The organism is Pseudomonas sp. AL10 (genome assembly GCF_029960685.1).
GTDB classification, from domain to species: Bacteria; Pseudomonadota; Gammaproteobacteria; order Pseudomonadales; family Pseudomonadaceae; genus Aquipseudomonas; species Aquipseudomonas lactis.
In genome coordinates this window covers 112,803-130,842 of record NZ_JASBQZ010000014.1, presented here as the reverse complement: position 1 = coordinate 130,842, position 18,040 = coordinate 112,803, and the positions used below count along the sequence as shown (strand labels likewise).

Below are 18,040 nucleotides of genomic sequence, written 5' to 3'. Positions count from 1 at the left end.
GGTTCTCATGGCGCAGCAGTTGTTCTACCGGCTGGCTGCCCGCGGTACGCCGCAACACCGCATGCGCCCGCGCTACCACCTCTCGCGGGCTGTAGGGCTTGACCACATAGTCGTCCGCGCCATAACGCAAAGCGCCGAGCTTTTCCGGTTCGTCGCCCATGGCCGTGACCATAATCACCGGCGTGTCACTGCTGCGACGCACGGCGGACAGCACCTCAGTGCCACTCATGCGCGGCAGCATCACGTCGAGCAATATCAGATCCGGGCACCAACTTTCGTGCAGGTCCAACCCGCGTCGGCCGTCTTCCGCCAAGGCCACCTCAAAGCCATCCCGGCGCAGATAGGCCTCCAGAATATTGGCGCTGTCGGCGTCGTCTTCGACGATAAGGATACGTTTTCCTGACACAAAGAAGCCCCTTGATGAAACCTTGATAATTCACGAACGGTTTATTGAAAGTCCACTGCCAGTATTGCCTTACGCCAAACTTTCGCGAACCGATCCTATGCCGACAAGTGCACCGCTGTCCAAGCCTATCAAACTGCCTGAACGCCTCGGCGCGGTTTTGCTGCTGGTCGGCATGCTGGCCGGCTGTTCGCTGGCTCCGGCGTACCAGACGCCAGCGCTGCCGGTGCCAGACAACCTGCAAGGCGCACCCACTACCGGCGTGCCTTCGACCATGACCCACGAAGTAGAAAAGCTTTTCGAGGAAGAAAAACAGCTGCTGGCCGGGCTGGATTCATCGGCGCAGTTACCCCAGTTGGTTGATCAGGCCCTGAACTACAATCGCGACCTGCGCCTGGCGTTATTGCGTGTCGAACAGGCTCGTGCCCAGTACGGCATTTCCCGCGCCGACCGCTGGCCCACGACGGCACTAGGGCTGCAACGCAACCGCCAGCACTTGCACGACAAGGCTGCCGACGAGCGTTATGGGCAGGACATCGCAGTGGCCTCCTTGGGGGTATCGGACTTCGAGCTGGATTTTTTCGGCAGGGTCCGCAGCCTGGCCGACGCTGCGCAGCATGACTACCTGGCGACGCGCTACGGCGCCCTGGCCGCGCGCAAGGCGCTGATCGTCGAAGTAGCCCGACTGTATTTGCAGGAGCGCTTGCAAGCAGGCGTGCAGGCCGACACGCAGTCCATTTCCGACAACCAAAACCAGCTGCTTAGCATGCTCGTCGGCCACCAAAAGGAAGGCCTGGTAGCCCAGGACACCGTCGACACCCAACACATCGAGGTTCGTCGCGCCACCCAGCAATTGCAGGATGCAAGCGCTGACCACGAGCGCGCATTGCAGGCGCTGTCGTGGGTCACCGGTTATCAGGCCGCCCCTTCGACAGAGACGGCGCAAATCTCCGTCATCGACCTGGAAACCCCATCATGGCTGGTCGAACTGTCCTCACAGCGACTGTTGCAGCGGTTCGATGTGCGCCAATGCGAAGAGGCCCTGCGCGCAGCGAATGCCAACATCGGTGCCGCGCGTGCAGCGTTCTTTCCCTCGATCACCTTGAGCACTGGTGCCGGCATCGCCAGCCCGCACTTGAGCAGCTTGTTTTCATCCGGCAGCGGCGCGTGGCTGTTCACGCCGCAACTGAACCTGCCGCTGTTCGACGGTGGCCGCAACCAGGCCAACCTGGACCTGGCCACAGCTCGCCGCCAATCAGCCGTCGCCCAATACGAAAAGACCGTACAGGACGCCTTCCGCGAAATCGCCGACCTGTTGAGCCAACGCCAACGAGCCTTGGCCAACGCCACCACGCAAATCGATCTGGAGGCGTTTACGGCACTGAAGGCCAAGCGCCTCGACCAACAGATTACCGCCGGTGCGGCCGCGCGCTCGGAACACCTGGCCGCTGCAATTCGCCTGGCCGAATCCGCCATAGAGGTACGCAAGGCGGCCTACCAGTTGCTATTCAACCGCCTGGCGCTATATCGCGCGCTGTCCGGCGCACCGCTGTTTTCCTCCGCAGAAAGGGTTTCACCATGAACTTGACCACTCCCCCTACCCTCCACGTGCTGTGGAGCGCCGCCCTGCTAACCTGCAGCACACTCATGAGCAACGTCCAGGCGGCCGATGCCACTCCGGCAGCCGACAAAACCACGGCTACCCTCGGGCTTGGCATGGGCGTCACGCCTCGCTACATGGGCGCCGACCGTTACCGCGCACTCGTGTTGCCGATGTTCAGTCTCCAGCACGGGGTCCTGTTTGCCGACACCACCCGTGGCGTGGGCCTGCAATTTCAATCCGACAGCGGTTTCGGCGCCAGCATGGCGATCAACTACGACCTGGGCCGCAAGGAAAAGGACAACACCACACGCCCGGGCGGGCGCGAGTTGAATGGCCTGGGTGATATCAACGGCGCAACCGTCGCCGACTTCACCCTCAGCCAGCAACTGTTCGACTGGCTGTCGGTCAGCGGCGAAGCCGAACTGCGCATGGCCGGCGAGCATCGCGGCAACCGCTACCGATTCGGCCTGGAAGGCATCCTGTTCCACTCTGACAGCGATACCCTGGCCCTGGACGTCGACGCCCATGCTGGTGATGGCCGCTACAACCAAACCTTCTTCGGCGTCACCCAGGCACAGAGCCAACGCTCGCTCTACGGGCGATATGACGCCGACGCCGGGATCTATGCCTACTCCGCCGCCTTGAACTGGCAACACACCCTGGACGCGCACTGGTCGACGCTGGTAAGCCTGACGCTGACCCATTACGCCGACCAGGCCCGCAAGAGCCCGCTGGTCATGCGTGATAATGCAGGCCTAGGCATGTTCGCAATCAACTACACCTTCTAATATCGAGGTCCCAGGCATGCGTGGTTTTCCTCAGCTGTTTTATCCCTGGGCCCGTCCCCTGCTGCTCGGCCTTGCCTGCCTGATTGTGGCGGCTTGCTCGCGCGAGGAACCGCCGCCTGAGCCGGCCGTTAGATCGGTGAAAGTCGCCAGCGTGCACGCCGCTGAGGCCGACGGCGCGATCTTGAGCGGTGTCGTACGGCAACGCGAGCGTGCCGCGCTGGCCTTCGAAGGTGCGGGCCGCCTGGTAGCGTTGAACGTTGACGTTGGCGATGCAGTGAAACAAGGCCAGGTGCTGGCGAGTCTGGACACGGCGGCCGTCAGGTTACGCTTGAAACAGGCGCAGGCCAGCTTGTTCGCCAGCGTGGCGCAGACCGCCGAACGCAAGCTCAACAAGGTCCGCCAGCAACAGCTGTATACCCAGGGCAGCGTCGCCGCCAGCGCCGTGGAGCAAGCCGAAGCGGCGTGGCAGGCGGCCGTTGCGCAGCAGGCCACCGATGAAGCGGCGCTGGACCTGGTGCGACGCGATCAGCGCCAGGGCCAACTCATTGCGCCGTTTAACGGTCGCGTCGTGGCAAGACCCGCGCAGTTGTACAGCGAGCTGTCTCCCGGCCAAGTCGTGATGGAGCTGGAGGCCGTCGGCGCGTTGCAAGTTATCGTGCAAGTGCCGGTGGAACAGGCCACCGCCCTCAAACCTGGGGACCACGCCGTTGCCGTCGACCCGGCCGCGCCCGCCTCTATCCTGCCGATGGTATTGGAAGGTCTGTCGATGCGCGCGCAGAACGGCTTGCTGCAAAGTGCGCGCTTTCGCCTGATCGCCAACGAACTCGCGCTGCCCAGCGGCGTGAACCTCAACGTGAGGCTGGCACCCCCTGCCCCGCTCTCGCTGTCTATCCCGACGCAGGCGCTGCGCATGGGTGGCGACGCCAACCAGGTACAGGTGTTCGTCTATGACCCGGCCCAGGGCAAAGTCGCCCTGCGTGATATCACCATTGGCCTGATCGACCAGGGCCGCGTCGCCATCGATAAAGGTCTCAAGGATGGCGAACAAGTCGTGGTCACCGGCGTCGCGTTTCTCAACGACGGCCAGCCCGTCAACCTGCTTCAGTCCTCCAGCCGTTTGAGCGCGACCGAATGATCAATCTGACCCGTCACGCATTGGGTGCGAGCCGCCTGACATTATTCACCGCCCTGTTGATCCTGCTTGCAGGCGTGGCAACGTTCCTGAACTTCCCGACCCAGGAAGAGCCCTCGGTGACCATCCGCGACGCACTGGTGAGTATCCAGTTCCCCGGGTTGCCCAGCGAACGCGTCGAAGAACTGCTGGCCCGCCCCACGGAAGAAAAGCTGCGCGAGCTGTCGCAGATCAAAAACATCGTGACCACCATCCACCCCGGCAGCGTGGTGATCCAGGTGACGGCTCGCGACGAAATCAAGGACCTGGGGGTGCTGTGGCAACAAGTACGCAATAAAGCCGCCGAGGCAGGCGCGAACTTTCCAACGGGAACACAGGGCCCATTTGTCGATGACAATTTCGGGCGTGTCGCTGTCGCCTCCATTGCCGTCACCGCGCCCGGCTACAGCATGAGCGAGATGCGTGGACCGTTGAAGCGCCTGCGCGACCAATTGGGCGGGTTACCCGGCATTGGCCAGGTCACCTTGCACGGTATCCAAGACCAACAACTATCGATCGATTTCAACCCGCAGCGCCTGGCTGGCATGGGTTTGTCCCCGCAACAGTTGTTCCAGCAATTGCAGCAGCAGAATGTGTTGGCGCCTGGCGGCATCGCCAACATCGGCGGGCAGATCACGACCCTCACCGTGACCGGCGAACTGCTCAGCGTGGATCAACTGCGCGAATTGCCGATTACCACCGGCGCCGCGCAAACCATTGCGCTAGGCGCCATAGCGCAGGTTTCGGTGATGGCTACCGACCCGCCACAGACCGCCGCGGTGTACCAGGGCCAGGACGCCGTGGTGCTGGCTGTGTCCATGGCGGCCGGGCAGAACATTCATCAGTTCGGCGCAGCCCTGCGCGCTCGTTTGGCGCAGTTGGAAAAGCAACTCCCACTGGGCTTTGCCGCGCATGTGGTGACGTTCCAAGCCGATGTGGTCGATCAGCAAATGGCCAAGATGAAGCATGTGATGATCGAGACAGTCGTCATCGTCATGGCCGTGGTGATGCTGTTTCTGGGCTGGCGCACCGGGCTGGTGGTAGGCGCCATCGTGCCGCTGACCATTCTGGGTACGTTGATCGCCATGCGCATGCTGGGGGTGGAGCTGCAAACTGTATCGATCGCCGCGATCATCCTCGCGCTCGGCTTGCTGGTGGACAACGGTATTGTGATCGCCGAGGACATTGAACGCCAGTTGCAGGCCGGTGAAGAACGGCGCCAGGCCTGCGAAGAGGCAGGACGCACCCTGGCGATTCCGTTGTTGACCTCATCACTGGTGATTGTGCTGGCGTTCTCGCCGTTCTTTCTGGGCCAGACCAGCACCAATGAATACCTGCGCTCATTGGCCATCGTGCTGGCGCTCACCCTGCTCGGCTCGTGGTTATTGAGCATCACGGTTACGCCATTGTTGTGCCTGTATTTCGCCAAGGCTGCGCGTCACGCGGCGTCGGAGGGTAACTACGACAGCGGTTTTTACCGTGGCTATCGGGCCGTCATCTGCCGTGTGCTGCAGCACAAGGCGCTGTTTCTGATTGCCATGCTGGTGTTGCTGGGCGCCGCCGTGTTCGAACTGATGCGCGTGCCCTATGACTTCCTGCCTCAGTCGGACCGCTTGCAGTTTCAGGTGCCCATCACCCTGGAGCCCGGCAGCGGCTCGCGCAAAACCTTGCAAAAGGTGCGTGAGATCAGCCTGTGGCTGAGCAGGGAACCGCAGGTGGTCGACAGCATCGGCTACGTGGGTGATGGCGGGCCGCGCATCGTGCTGGGCCTCAACCCGCCCTTGCCGGCACCGGAAACCGCGTACTTCACGGTCAGCGTCAACGCTGGTACGGATATCGACGCGGTCATCGCCAATATGCGTCGCTACCTGCTCAAAGAACACCCTGAACTGCGCGCCGAGCCGAAACGGTTTTCCCTGGGCACCACCGAGGCCGGTGTCGTCATCTATCGCGTGCTGGGTCCGGACGAGAACGTATTACGCACCCTGGCCGGCCAGATCGAGCAGGCCTTACGTAACGTGCCTGGCACACTGGATGTGCACAATGACTGGAGCACGCGACTGGCGCGTTATACCGTCGAGGTCGATCAGCACAGTGCGCGCCGTGCCGGTGTAGACACCCAAGCGATTGCCCAGGCGTTGCAACTACACTTCGGCGGCATCCAGATCTCGTCGTTGCAGGACAACGAAACACGCGTCCCTCTGGTGGTGCGCGAACCCGCCACGGCCAACCATGACTCGCCCGATCTGCGCGGCATTCTGGTCTACCCGGCCGACGGCTCGACCCCGCTGCCGCTGACGGCCATCGCGAACATCGTCGCGTCCAGCGAACCCTCCACACTGGTGCGCCGCAATCAGGAGCGCTGCATCACCGTGTTCGGGCACAACCCTTCATTGACGGCGACCTCCATCGTCGAACAGCTGGCCCCACAGGTGGCCGCACTGGCCTTACCGCCGGGCTACCGCGTTGAGCTGGGGGGCGAAATCGAAGACTCGGCAGACGCCAACCAGGCGCTGTTGCAATACCTGCCCCACGCGCTGATCGCGATGCTGCTGTTGTTCGTCTGGCAATTCAATTCGTTGCGCAAGTTGCTGATCGTCGTCTCCGCAATCCCCTTCGTATTAATCGGCGTTGCGGTCGCGCTGCTGATCACCGGCTACCCGTTCGGCTTCATGGCCACGTTCGGCCTGTTGTCCCTGGCAGGGATTATCGTCAACAACGCGGTGTTGCTGCTGGAACGTATCGAGGCGGAACTGCACGTTGGCCTGCCGGTTTACGAGGCCGTGGTGAATGCCGCCGTGAAACGCCTGCGCCCCATTGTCATGACCAAGTTAACCTGCATTATCGGATTGATCCCGCTGATTCTTTTTGCCGGGCCACTGTGGGAAGGCATGGCGATCACGCTGATGGGTGGCCTGGCGCTGGGCACGTTGGTGACCTTGGGGCTGATCCCTGTGCTCTACGTGGTGTTGTTCAATAAAAACCAGAGGGCTTTGCGCTGAGGTAACTCGGGCAGTGCGAGTGCGTAACAGTCATACGCAGGTCACGACCAGCAAGTCGACTGCATGAGTCGATCCGACAAAATGCAGTCGACTTGCTGGCCTATTCAAATGCTCACTCATAAACCCTGAAGAACTCATCGACTGCTTTGTCCTTGCCTACTCTGTTCATGCTCCTCAGATCATTTCAGACGCCAACCTTCACCTTCTTTGCTTATCAACCCTCGCTGCTCGAGCGACACAACGTAGTTGCGGTGTCCCTTTTCGCTCTTGCGTCGAAACAAAGGCAATACGTACGGTAAAACTCCCGGCACAAGCATGACTAAACGCGCAGTCCAGGATTCACTGGGACGAACGAACAGTTCAAGCCGAGGTTTTTCCAGCGCTTTGATGACTGTTTTAGCCACGTCTTCGGGCATTTGAGGCGGGTCCATAAACTGCATCTTGTTGCCATCTTCAATGGCCTCGCGCATCAACATCGGCGTTTCCGTCGCCGATGGATTCACAATGGTGAATTTTATGCCCAAGCGTTTGCCATCCAACCCCAAGCATAACATGGCGCCACGCAGACCAAATTTTGTCGCTGAATAAATGCATGTTTCCGGCATGGGAAATAACCCGCCCAAGGAAACAATTGAAATAACCCGTCCGTCACTGGCTTGCTGCAACAAGGGTAGAAACGCCTGACCCAGTTCCAAAGGAACCATCATATTGAGCTGAACTTCACACGCAATCGACACGACAGACCTGACCTCAAAAGGAATGTTGCTTAGTATCCCGGCGTTATTGACCAGTAGATCAAGGCGACCGATCTCACTACTCACATAGCTCACCAGTGCCCCAAGCGCTTCACGATCGGTAAGGTCTGTCTGGTAGGTCAATGCCAGGGGGCCGAGTGCGGTAGCCGCCTGGGCCAGGCGCACCGCATCAATATCGACCAGCAGGCATTTGACGCCTCGGGCGATCAGCGCCGCCGCGATAGCGCGCCCCAGCCCACCGGCGCCCCCCGTGATCAGCGCTACCCAGCCCGTAAACGACGTATTACTTGCCATGCAGACTCTCCCCCAGCACGTCATGAATGACAGGCGCTGCGATCGTTGGGAAAGGCTGATCGAGTTTGATGGCCGCATATACGTCCTCAGTCAATCGTGGCCAATGCATGCGCGTGCGCAATATCTCCAGGTAGGCTGTAAAGGACCGAGCATCCAGATAAACCGCATGCCGATCCGATTGAACAAACTGAATCCCCCCACTGAGGTCCGGATCGTCGCGCTGAATCAACTGATCGAATTGGCTCGCTGTGTCGAGCCCATCCAACTGCGCCCGAAAATACGCAGCCAGGGTGAGCGCCTGGGTATCAAAAAGCTTGAAAGCACTGGAGTTCTGATCGAGGTAGCCGATGGCGCAAAGGTTACGGTGAGTGCGGCTGAACATCGACAGGTAAAGTAAAGGCCTGCCGTTCTTCCATTCGAAAAACTGCGCAGCACATTCCGCGCCCCATTTGAACCCCGTGGCACAGAGGATCAAGTCGATTTTTTCGCGGGCACCATCTTCAAAAATGACGAAATCGCCGTCCAGCCGGTCGATGTTTTTGCGCACCGCAATATTGCCGTGCTGAAGATGATGCAGCAGTTGCGAGTTCACGATCGGGTGCGTCTCGAACAAGCGATGATCAGGCTTTGGCAGGCCCCAGCGGGTCAGGTCGCCCACAAGCAGCTTCAAAAAAAACTTGAAGACGGGCCTGGCCAACCACAGTGGCAGGTACGGCCCACTTTCACCAAACACATCGGCAGGCACACCAAACACGTGCTTAGGAATGAAATAGTAACCGCGCCTCATGCTGATAAAGGCGGCTTTTGCGTGGATGGCGGCTTCGCAGGAAATATCTGCGCCGGAGTTGCCCGCCCCCACCACTAACACGTTCTTACCGTGAAATTCCGAGCCGGATTGAAACGAATTGGAGTGGCGAACTTCCCCGTTAAACTCACCACGCAACGATGGCAGGTTGGGCTTCCAGTTTGTCCCGGTGGCCAACACTATCCAACGGTATCGGCGCGCGGAACCATCACTGATGGCTGACGGACCAGTGTCCATCGGGTTCCTTGTCGATCCGGGTCACCGTTGTACTGAACTGAACAGACTCACGCAGCCCGAAGGCAGCAGCGAAGCTCCTGAGGTAGTGAGCAATTTGACGGTGGGAGGGGTATTCCGGAAGGTCCTTGGGCATTGGAAGCCCGACGAAGCCCGATAGATCCCTGGAGGAGATAAAATGCGCCGAGTCGTACATCGGTGTGCCGACATTGGTGATGTCCCAAATCCCTCCTACATCCGAATGCCGCTCAAATTGGTCATAGACGATTTTCTTGGCTTTGAGTGCGCGTGCGGCACTCAGCCCACCCGGCCCGGCGCCAATAATGCAGGCGGCATTTCCTCGGTCGATAATCGCTGCGTCTTGTTCTGATTCCATAACGCTTTCCTTGGATATTCAGTTCAGTGTTAAACCGAAATCTAAAGCGAAGCCGGTGCGTTCGATGAGCCTTTCTCGGCCATTTAGGGGAGCATGGAGGACAGATAGGCTGCGCACTCAGGAAACCAGCCCGTCATGCCCGCAATAGCAGAAAGGGAGGTGTTAGATTACCGGCTCAAAGCTATCGTCTACAGACTCATTCCGATGGAGAGCGTGTGATCTATGTTAGAGCCCGCAGCCGCTGCCCAGCACTAGACGCAGCATCCCCAGCAGAATGAAACCGTGGTGGTTCCCAACGTCGCGCGGGCCTTGTTCAGCCTGTTGATGGAAAGCGGGCTGTCGACGCAGCGCATTTGCCGCGGGCTAGGCTTCGGTTATGCCGAGCTGCTTGACCTGGACATGCGCTTGTCTTATCGGCAGACCCGGATGCTGATTATTCGAACGCAGCGCGCGATCAATGACCCAGCGTTGGGGCTCGCTACCGGCATGCGTCAGACGCCCGTCTCCTGGGGACTAGCAGGCCTGGCCATGCTGACCTGTAGAACCCTGGGCGAGGCCATTACCTATGGCCTTGAACATCAAGGTGATACCGGTGCGTTACTGGTGCACCGTGCCAGCGTTCACCCCAACGAGTTCATCATTGAGGTCACCCCCAAAGTGTTTGATCTTGAAATTGAGCCCTTCTTGATCGAAGAAGCCTTTTCAAGTGCCGTATCCGTGGTAAGGCGGCTTATCGGGCCAGCCTTCAATCCCCTCAGGGTAGAGTTGGCGTACGCCCGCCCGGATTACGCCCAAGCCTATCGGCGCGAATTTCGTTGCCCGGTAAAATTCATGGCCGGGAAAAATCGCTTGATCTGCGAACCTCATTGGTTGAACGCGCGCCTGCCGGACTATGACGACATGGCGTGTGGCCCGTTGCGGGCCAAATTGGATCAGATGTTGAACCGATGTGACTCGCGCAATGATCTGGTTGAAACCCTCTCCAGTCATATTCGCCTAAACCTCGACGACCCTGAAGCCCTGCAGAGCTTTTCAAAGAAGCTCAACATGAGTGAACGTACCCTGCGTCGTCGCCTGACAGACCTGGGCGTGACGTACAGCGGTCTGCTGGATCGGATCAGGCACGAGCGGGCCTGCGACTTACTGCAAAACACAGTTATGTCGATAGCTGACATCGCCCACACCCTTGGCTTCAGCGATGCTCGCGGGTTCCGGCGCGCCTTCAAGCGCTGGACGGGTGCGTTGCCAAATACGCAGCGCACCGCCTGATGTCAGACTTCATACCGAGGTGTTCTTGAAAGCGATCACGGGTGAAGGCGCGCTGCTGTCATTGGCCAACACCGGCAACTCTCGACGCAATACCCAGAGTGTGATCGGTTTGGGCAGAACTCTGGCCAAACGGATCAGCCACCTCATCGGCCAGGGAAATAAGTAGTCCCAGCGCTGGCTGCGCATCGCGTAGAGCATATGATCGACGGCTGCTGCTTCGGAAATTTCCAGCGGTGCTGGCATGCCATCGTTTGCGGTTTGCGCGGTGGCGACAAAACCTGGGTAGAGCGATAGAAAGCGAATACCTCGGTTACCAAACTCAATGCGACAGGTATCGATCAACAGGCGCAGCGCGCCCTTCGCGGCGCTATATGGCCCCTGCAACGTCACACCCAGGAAACCCGCCAGGGAATTGGTGTGCACGACAAAACCATGCCCCTGGCGACTCATCTGCTCCAGGGCGGGGAACAGATAATTGACCACTACATCGTAGTTCGAGCGCATATACGCAGTTACGTCGGCCGCACTCATCTCACGCATATCCAACGCGGGAGCGCCGCCGGCATTGAGCACGACCACATCCAGACGACCGTATAGCTCGACAATTTCATCCACGAGACCGGCCGCCGCATGCTCATCCAGGGCATCGACTGCCGAGACCAGGCATTTCCCCCCCTGAAGCGCGATTTCCAGTTGAAGGTCATTCAACAGCTCCTTGCGCCGGGCCGTGGCCACTACCCAGGCGCCTTCCTGCGCCAGACGCACCGCCAGCCCGCGCCCCATGCCGGAGGATGCTCCCACCACCAGTACCACTTTGCGCGCAAAGCTGACGGGCTTACTCGCGGGGCATCGGCGCAGCAAACCCACCAGGGTCAGTGCAATCAGCGAGAACGCGGCACTGACCAGCAACACGTACTCGGCGTTCTCCCCCACTACCCACTGCGACGACATCAAAGGGCCGAAGGCGCCCCCCAGTAGTTGCATGCCTGGAACTAGCGCCGCTATCCGCCCCGAGCGATCCAGTTGCAACGCGATACGCACCTGGAACGGCGTCAACATCAACCAGATCAAGCCAAACGCGCCGCACAACACCAGGAATACCTTGACGCCCATATCAGCCGAAAAATACATCCCCAGCGCGATGCCACCCAACAGCAAAGCGGCGACCGCCAACATTGAATAGTCCGAGACTCGACGCACTAGAACAATTCCCAGGCACCCGCCCAGCACTTGCATCAGCAACGTCCCAGAGATAAGCAACTGTGCGCTTTGCGCATCCATTCCCACGTATTTGCTCAATGGCTCCAGGTAAGCCCAGAGCCCACCAATGGCGCTGAGCTGCATAAAGGCCAGCCCCAGCAAAAGCAGGTGGTTAAGGCCCCAACCGAACTTGGTATTTTCCGTGTGCTCTGCGTGTTGATTCGCCAATTGAATGGGTTGCCAGCGGACTAAGAGCAACGAAGCGGCCGTCAGCGCTCCCAGAAACACGAAACCGTAAGACGATGTGCTCTGAATCGGCAGCACCCAATATGCCAACACTGCGGCTACCGCCGCCTGACCAAGTGTCTGCACCACCATGAACACACCCGCCACACGATCAGGCGCAGCTCCCTGGACGATCAGATTTACGGTACCCCATAACAGCAAACCCTCGGCCAACCCGGCCAAACCACGCGTCAATGCCAGTGCGCCATCCCCGGTGGTGTTGGCCGTGACCAGGTCCATACCCGATGCCGCCAGGATGGCGACGACCGTAAGCAGGCGCAGGCTAAACACGGAGCGCAGTAAATCGCCCAGGACAACGCCCAACCCTAGCGAGAGAATTTCGCCCATAGCGACCAACCCGACGCCCTCAAGCGAAATCCGGTTTTGCGCCAACAACTCCCCCAGCAGCAAGGGTTGCAGCCCTACCATCAGCACAGCAATCGAGCCCAGCGCCAAGGCGGCACTCAGGTGTTTACGGGAAACAGCGGACGACATGTGCATGGCGTTACACCTCTTGAAGGCTTTCAGTAACCACGGTTTTCGGGCGGAATCTCGCCTCGGGCGAAACATTGCGTGGCACGTTGTTCATCTTTAATCAGTCGGCCGTTGGCAACCCACACTACCCACCAGGGCAGCAGCGTCATCTTGGCGCCGGACGCGTTGGCCAGGGTGAAGGCCTTGGCGCACTTTTCAAACAGCTGCGCGTTAAGCGCCATACGGGTGCCAGTGGTGCCCAGGGTAGCGGGCACGCCGTTGATCATCACTGCGTTGCCGCCGCGCTGCAGCGCCGCGGCAATCTCGTGGACTGAAGCCGCCGGTACACCCATATGCCCAATATGCCGCGCCTGCTCATCAAATAGAATCGGCATGACACCGCCAAAGTCCCCCAGGCTCCAGGCGAAGTCACCGCCGCCCAGCAGAACGGCCCCCACATCGGCACGCGCGCGATAAATTGCATGATGGGTCTGGCTGTCACCCATGACATGCACCGGCCAGTCGATACAGGTGGGTGCCGTGTCATCCAACTGCCCCCACCACATGCGTTCCTTGCCCGGTATACGCAAGGAAAAGCTGCTCCCTGCCTTTACCAAGCCGACCAACCTTTCCCGCAGTTCCAGCCATTGTTGCCGCAGTACATCCTGCATCACGCTCACCTCACACCAGTTGAAAAACGGCGTCGAATCGCTCGAGCGCGTCGTCGATGACGTCATCGGTATCGGCCAGGCTGGTATAGATCCGACTGCCGGCCAGCGTGATCAACCCATGCGCCGTGTAAGCAGCGCCCATTTCTTCCATCATGTGCTTGCGCGACTTGGCTTCATTGCGTGCTCGTAGCAGCTTTAGCGGGTTGCTGGTGTCCAGCAACAGCACGCCCGACGTTTGCAAATGCACGATTGAACCCATGTTGTAAGCCACGTAGGGCAGGCCACGGCGGTTGATGATCTCGTCGAGCCCCTGGCGCATGCGGTCGCCAGCACGGCCCGCCAGGGCGGGCGCATTCAGTTTGCGCGCCTCGATCAAGGCGTAGTATCCCGCCACGCAGGACAATGGGTTGGCCGACAGCGTGCCGCCGACAAAGGCGCGCCGTGCAGAGGTGCCGATGCCGCCGGCGAGCAGTTGCATGACATCCCTGCGGCCACCAATTGCACCTGCCATCGGGTAGCCACCGGTCAGGCATTTACCCAGTACGGTGATGTCCGGCATCACGTTGAAATAACCTTGCGCGCCGCCCAATCCCGCACGAAAACCGGTGACCACTTCGTCGAAAATCAGCAACGTGTCGAACTCGTCGCACAGCTTGCGCAGCTGGCGGTTGAAGTCTGGGTGCACCGGGCGCGTGCCGCTCTCCGGACCAAAGGGCTCCACCATGATCGCCGCCGTGCCACCGCGCAGGCGATTGATCTGCAAGCGTCGGCGCAACGCATCCAGGTTATTCGGCGGGCTCTCCTGAGTGTGCGCCGTGGCACCACGTGGAATACCGACGGCCTCCATACGGCCGGTGCCCGGCAAGCGCATGCCATACACCAACTGGTCACTCCAGCCGTGATAGGCACCGCCGATCTTTATTACCCATTTCTTGCGAGTGTAAGCACGCGCCAGACGCACCGCCGCCATGACGGCCTCGGTGCCAGAGCCCAGCAGGCGCACCATATCGACGCCAGGCATCACTTCGCAGACCAACTGCGCCAACTTCACCTCATATTCATGGAGCAAGCCGGTGACCGGACCGCACTCATCGAGTACCCGATTGACTTGCTCACGAATGGCCGGATGGCTGGATCCCAACAGGGTCGGTCCACCGGCCTGCAGAAAATCGATATAGCGGTTGCCGTCCACATCGGTCAGGTGCGCGCCTTTGGCCTGGGCGATGGCGAGAGGAAATGGGTGGTTGAACGCCAGGTTGTGCTGTACGCCGCCCGGTATAAATTTTTTCGCCTCCTCAGCCAGCCGCCTCGACCCCTGGCAACGCTCGTCGAAGTAGCCCATCACCTTGCTTAGCGCCTCGCGCTTCAATGGGCGAATCGGTTGTTTGACCAGTGCATCGAAACGTAGATACAACGAGTCGACATCGGGCCATTGCGAAACCGCTGAGTCTGCCGCAGCAGGCAATGTGATGGGATCAAGAGGCTTGTTCATGATGGGGTCTCGGAAGAAGGGTGAGCATCGACAGCGCTGGAAGGCACCAGGGCATCGACCAGGCGCGCTACAGCGGCAGGTGACTGCGACGTGTGACGGGACTGTTCGGTGATTTGGCGCAGCAAGTAGTCACGACAAAACGTCTCAAGATCCTCGAGGCGCGACAGGGTCGTTTCGACATCCGGGCCACAACACAACACACCGTGATTACGCATCAGGTAGGCGTTGTAATCCCAGCGAATGGCCCTGCCGAACTTGCCGGCCAACCAACTGGACCCGGAAGGCGCATACCCCACCAGGGGAATATGTTTGCCCAGGGAATCCCACAGCGCAGGGTCCGGTACATCCAGCGGTTCACCGAGCAAGGTGCAGGCACTGGCTACGGGCTGGTGGGTGTGGATGCTGCACTGCACGTCCGGACGAGCACGCAGGATTTTTGCATGCAAACCGCTTTCGACCGTCGGCGCGCGGTCACCGGAGAGCTGTGCCAAATCCTTGAGGCGCAGCACGCAGACGTCCTCCGGGCGCATGGTGAAATAGTCGGTGGCCGACGGTGTGACAGCGATGTGCTGCGCATCGATGCGCAACGCGAGATTGCCACCCGTGGCCGCAAAAAAGCCGCGGTGACATAGATGCTGTGATAGCTCGACAATTTGTTGTTGGACATGACTCATGGGGCGGTCTCCTGTGTGGGGTTCAGGCGTCGATAAAGCGGCGCGAGGCGCTTGCGTACCTCCTGGAACGTTGCGAATTGATCGTCGTACAGCGCACGGGTCGCGCGGGACGGCTCAAACAGACGATGCGGGCGTTTGAGGCTCGACAGGTCGTGAAACTGCAGCTTGCCCAGCGCCACCGCTGCAATGAACGCGGCCCCGCGGGCGTTGGTCTGGATCGCGTTCTGCGGCTGCTGGATAACGCGCCCGCAGACGTCGGCCATGATCTGGCACCACACCTCGGACTGGGCGCCGCCACCGGTGGCGACGATCACGTCGCTGGGCTGGCCGAGAAAGCGCGCGAACGGTTCGAACATCCAGCGCGTATTGAGCGCGACCCCTTCCATGAAGGCGCGAATGATGTCTTCCCGTGAGTGCTCCAGTTTCAGGTTGAACAAACCGGCGCGTAGGCTCGGATCACTGATCGGCGAGCGCTCGCCACACAGCCAGGGTGTGTAGATCAACCCTCTCGAACCTGGCGGCACCCGCGCGGCGATGCGGTCGAGCAAGGCATAGACATCCGGCTGCTGTTCATCACTGAGCAGCTCATCCGGGTGGTACAGCACCTTGTCGCGCAGGAATGAAAGGTTAGCGCCTGCCGCCGACTGCATGGCCATCGCCAGGTAGCGGCCGTTGACAGCACTGGGTACCGCCGCAATGTGGTGACGCACGCTGGTTTTCTTGAATGGGACGTGAGCCCCCACCCACGACGAGGTGCCCAGATAGAGGTGCGGGGCAAAGTCACTGACAGTGGCACCAACGGCCACCGCCGAGGTGTCGACGGCGCCCGCTACCACTTGTGTGGTGCGCGCCAGTCCGAGCATTTCGACAAGCTCCGGGCGTAACGTGCCGATAACATCCGTGGAGCGGACCAGCTCAGGCAGTTTGCCAGCCTCGATTCCCAGCGCCTTGACCAGGCCGTCGTCGTAGCGGATGCGGTGGGGATCGCGGTTGTCGGTGATCCAGGCTGTCAGCATCGAGTCGCTGGTGGCGCAATAGCGACCCGACAGGCGCAGGTTCATGTAGTCGAGCACATTGAGAAACTTGTGCGTGCGCTCGTAGCGCTGCGGCTCGTGATCGAGGATGTAGGCCATGTGCCCGGCCGAATCCATGCCGGATAACGAGGCCACGCCACCGGTCAGGCGCAGTGAACGCCAGAGCTTGAGCGGCCCGTACCCGGCCAGGCTGAACCGCCCTCCTCCCATACGTTTTTTTACGGCGCCGGCCCCGCGCTTATCCAACCACAACATCGCACGTCCAATGGCCACGCCATGCCGATCCACGCACACTGTGCCTTCGCTCTGTGTCGAACAACACACGGCGATCACCTGGCGGCGCCTGACCGGGTCAGCGCTCAACAGTTCGTTGGCGCCGCGCAGGAAGGCATCCCACCAGTCCTGCGGCTCCTGCTCGACACTCAACCCGCTCACATGCAGCGGCACGCTGTGAAACGCCCATGCGCGAATATCGCCTTCCAGTGAAACCAGCGCGCACTTGCAACCGGAGGTGCCGAGGTCCACCGCGAGGACGAGTTGCTCCAGACCGGTGGCCGCCTGAGGCGTCCGGGATAAGAAAAGCGAAGTCATAAAGGTCTACTCAGAAAGTACGCGAAATCGAGGCCACCCAACGGTTTTCATCCGTGGCGCGTACATGCCCATTGTCCTCGGCCATATACAACTCACGCGCCCGTGTCTTTGCGGTCACCCAGTCGAGCCCCCAGTCGAAGCCCCACAAGTGATGGACCAGGCCAATGCCGTAGTCAGCCGCGTTGGCTTCGGAAAAATTAACGATTTGCTGATAACCCGCATGCAGCTTCAGCGTGGTGTTGATGCCAAGCGCGTATTTGTAGTCCAGGTCATAGAGCATGCTGCCACGGGAGTTGCGGTCGCCCTTGGCGTAGCATTCCAAGCCCTTGGTGGGATCGTCGCGGAACTGCAACTGGGCACCGCACACACCGCCGGTGTTGGCACCACGGTAAGTTTTGGACAATACCCGCGCGACTCGACCTTCAAGCGCGCCGTAACCGATTTCCAACACGGCGAACTGGCTGTTGTAGTTGGTCGTACGCTCATCGGTGGGCGTGAAGGTGTCGAAGTCAAATTTGTTGGGTGCCTTGAACTGCGCACCGGGGAACATCTCGGCCGCCAAACCCACGCCGTAATGCCAAGCCTCCGGATCGCCGAAGCGATAACCGCCCGCGAGCAGGACGCCAAGGCCATCCCCTTCAAGAAACTGCTTTTTGTTGACGGTGGTGAATTCGGCCAGTGCCACCAACCCTGATTCATGGGCGACTTGAATGGTGACTCTGGCACCCGGCCGATTCAACGAATCCGACACGCCCCGGGTCCTGACATCGGAGACGGCCTTGGCCGTGACATCGATTGCATAGCTGGCCATCTCGTCGGCGAACGCCAAGGAGGGGCTGACGACAGGCCACAGCAAAGCAGCCATCAGATAATGGTGTGTAGTTGCACGCATGAGGCTCTCCCACAAGAAAGGTCGGAT

General features: G+C 60.2%; 15 protein-coding genes. 5 read left to right on the top strand and 10 right to left on the bottom strand.

The window, feature by feature from the left end; translation table 11 throughout:
• Positions 1-406 (bottom strand): response regulator (locus QK296_RS15735; protein ID WP_282391069.1); only part of this gene is annotated, 406 nt, incomplete at its 3' end.
• Positions 407-503: 97 nt separating this feature from the next.
• On the opposite strand from QK296_RS15735, the gene QK296_RS15730 reads away from it, so the two are divergent.
• The 4 genes from QK296_RS15730 to QK296_RS15715 are packed head-to-tail and all read left to right on the top strand — an operon-like array spanning position 504 to position 6,967.
• Positions 504-1,985 carry an efflux transporter outer membrane subunit gene (locus QK296_RS15730; protein ID WP_150689061.1) on the top strand — a complete coding sequence of 494 codons (1,482 nt, stop codon included), beginning with the start codon at positions 504-506 and terminating at the stop codon, positions 1,983-1,985.
• A complete protein-coding gene (locus QK296_RS15725) occupies positions 1,982-2,794 on the top strand; it encodes a MipA/OmpV family protein (RefSeq protein WP_150689062.1) in 813 nt (270 codons plus the stop codon). The genes QK296_RS15730 and QK296_RS15725 overlap by 4 nt, the downstream gene beginning before the upstream one ends.
• 16 nt (positions 2,795-2,810) lie before the next feature.
• Positions 2,811-3,929 (top strand): efflux RND transporter periplasmic adaptor subunit, encoded by a 1,119-nt coding sequence (locus QK296_RS15720; protein WP_154847850.1) that lies wholly within the window; start codon positions 2,811-2,813, stop codon positions 3,927-3,929.
• Positions 3,926-6,967, top strand: coding sequence for an efflux RND transporter permease subunit (locus QK296_RS15715; protein ID WP_150689064.1), 3,042 nt, complete (start codon positions 3,926-3,928; stop codon positions 6,965-6,967). The genes QK296_RS15720 and QK296_RS15715 overlap by 4 nt, the downstream gene beginning before the upstream one ends.
• A gap of 179 nt (positions 6,968-7,146) precedes the next feature.
• Here the strand turns inward: QK296_RS15715 and QK296_RS15710 are convergent, their stop codons facing one another.
• From QK296_RS15710 to QK296_RS15700, 3 genes are read right to left on the bottom strand one after another with little or no spacing between them, the layout of a single operon-like run.
• Positions 7,147-8,016 carry an SDR family NAD(P)-dependent oxidoreductase gene (locus QK296_RS15710; RefSeq protein WP_150689065.1) on the bottom strand — a complete coding sequence of 290 codons (870 nt, stop codon included), beginning with the start codon at positions 8,014-8,016 and terminating at the stop codon, positions 7,147-7,149.
• Positions 8,006-9,058: an NAD(P)-binding domain-containing protein gene (locus QK296_RS15705; protein WP_275671800.1), complete on the bottom strand. Its 1,053-nt coding sequence runs from the start codon at positions 9,056-9,058 to the stop codon at positions 8,006-8,008. Before QK296_RS15705 ends, QK296_RS15710 begins: the two co-directional genes overlap by 11 nt.
• Complete coding sequence (locus QK296_RS15700) at positions 9,030-9,431, bottom strand: NAD(P)-binding protein (protein ID WP_263596993.1); 402 nt, start codon at positions 9,429-9,431, stop codon at positions 9,030-9,032. The genes QK296_RS15705 and QK296_RS15700 overlap by 29 nt, the downstream gene beginning before the upstream one ends.
• A 285-nt stretch (positions 9,432-9,716) precedes the next feature.
• Here QK296_RS15700 and QK296_RS15695 point away from each other — a divergent pair, with 285 nt between their 5' ends.
• Complete coding sequence (locus QK296_RS15695; RefSeq protein ID WP_224796970.1) at positions 9,717-10,700, top strand: AraC family transcriptional regulator; 984 nt, start codon at positions 9,717-9,719, stop codon at positions 10,698-10,700.
• 9 nt (positions 10,701-10,709) lie between these two features.
• Here the strand turns inward: QK296_RS15695 and QK296_RS15690 are convergent, their stop codons facing one another.
• Genes QK296_RS15690 through QK296_RS15665 form a run of 6 tightly spaced genes read right to left on the bottom strand, consistent with a single transcriptional unit; the run spans position 10,710 to position 18,013 of the window.
• The gene (locus tag QK296_RS15690; RefSeq protein ID WP_150689066.1) at positions 10,710-12,686 is read right to left on the bottom strand and encodes an SDR family NAD(P)-dependent oxidoreductase; all 1,977 of its coding nucleotides are present in this window, start codon (positions 12,684-12,686) and stop codon (positions 10,710-10,712) included.
• Positions 12,687-12,709: 23 nt separating this feature from the next.
• Positions 12,710-13,330 (bottom strand): hypothetical protein, encoded by a 621-nt coding sequence (locus QK296_RS15685; RefSeq protein WP_150689067.1) that lies wholly within the window; start codon positions 13,328-13,330, stop codon positions 12,710-12,712.
• 10 nt (positions 13,331-13,340) lie between these two features.
• The gene (locus QK296_RS15680) at positions 13,341-14,822 is read right to left on the bottom strand and encodes an aminotransferase class III-fold pyridoxal phosphate-dependent enzyme (protein ID WP_150689068.1); all 1,482 of its coding nucleotides are present in this window, start codon (positions 14,820-14,822) and stop codon (positions 13,341-13,343) included.
• A complete protein-coding gene (locus QK296_RS15675; protein ID WP_150689069.1) occupies positions 14,819-15,496 on the bottom strand; it encodes a class II aldolase/adducin family protein in 678 nt (225 codons plus the stop codon). The genes QK296_RS15680 and QK296_RS15675 overlap by 4 nt, the downstream gene beginning before the upstream one ends.
• Entirely contained in the window at positions 15,493-17,121 is a 1,629-nt protein-coding gene (locus tag QK296_RS15670; RefSeq protein WP_150689070.1) for an FGGY-family carbohydrate kinase, read from the bottom strand. Before QK296_RS15670 ends, QK296_RS15675 begins: the two co-directional genes overlap by 4 nt.
• A gap of 10 nt (positions 17,122-17,131) precedes the next feature.
• Positions 17,132-18,013 carry a TorF family putative porin gene (locus QK296_RS15665; protein ID WP_154847277.1) on the bottom strand — a complete coding sequence of 294 codons (882 nt, stop codon included), beginning with the start codon at positions 18,011-18,013 and terminating at the stop codon, positions 17,132-17,134.
• Positions 18,014-18,040 lie beyond the last annotated feature (27 nt).

What these genes read in the sequence shown, in the direction of transcription:
- QK296_RS15670 (WP_150689070.1), bottom strand. Translation starts at nt 17,121, where the DNA reads ATGACTTCGCTTTTCTTATCCCGGACGCCTCAGGCGGCCACCGGTCTG.
- QK296_RS15715 (WP_150689064.1), top strand. Translation starts at nt 3,926, where the DNA reads ATGATCAATCTGACCCGTCACGCATTGGGTGCGAGCCGCCTGACATTA.
- QK296_RS15665 (WP_154847277.1), bottom strand. Translation starts at nt 18,013, where the DNA reads ATGCGTGCAACTACACACCATTATCTGATGGCTGCTTTGCTGTGGCCT.
- QK296_RS15700 (WP_263596993.1), bottom strand. Translation starts at nt 9,431, where the DNA reads ATGGAATCAGAACAAGACGCAGCGATTATCGACCGAGGAAATGCCGCC.
- QK296_RS15675 (WP_150689069.1), bottom strand. Translation starts at nt 15,496, where the DNA reads ATGAGTCATGTCCAACAACAAATTGTCGAGCTATCACAGCATCTATGT.
- QK296_RS15690 (WP_150689066.1), bottom strand. Translation starts at nt 12,686, where the DNA reads ATGCACATGTCGTCCGCTGTTTCCCGTAAACACCTGAGTGCCGCCTTG.
- QK296_RS15725 (WP_150689062.1), top strand. Translation starts at nt 1,982, where the DNA reads ATGAACTTGACCACTCCCCCTACCCTCCACGTGCTGTGGAGCGCCGCC.
- QK296_RS15730 (WP_150689061.1), top strand. Translation starts at nt 504, where the DNA reads ATGCCGACAAGTGCACCGCTGTCCAAGCCTATCAAACTGCCTGAACGC.
- QK296_RS15685 (WP_150689067.1), bottom strand. Translation starts at nt 13,330, where the DNA reads ATGCAGGATGTACTGCGGCAACAATGGCTGGAACTGCGGGAAAGGTTG.
- QK296_RS15680 (WP_150689068.1), bottom strand. Translation starts at nt 14,822, where the DNA reads ATGAACAAGCCTCTTGATCCCATCACATTGCCTGCTGCGGCAGACTCA.
- QK296_RS15720 (WP_154847850.1), top strand. Translation starts at nt 2,811, where the DNA reads ATGCGTGGTTTTCCTCAGCTGTTTTATCCCTGGGCCCGTCCCCTGCTG.
- QK296_RS15705 (WP_275671800.1), bottom strand. Translation starts at nt 9,058, where the DNA reads ATGGACACTGGTCCGTCAGCCATCAGTGATGGTTCCGCGCGCCGATAC.
- QK296_RS15710 (WP_150689065.1), bottom strand. Translation starts at nt 8,016, where the DNA reads ATGGCAAGTAATACGTCGTTTACGGGCTGGGTAGCGCTGATCACGGGG.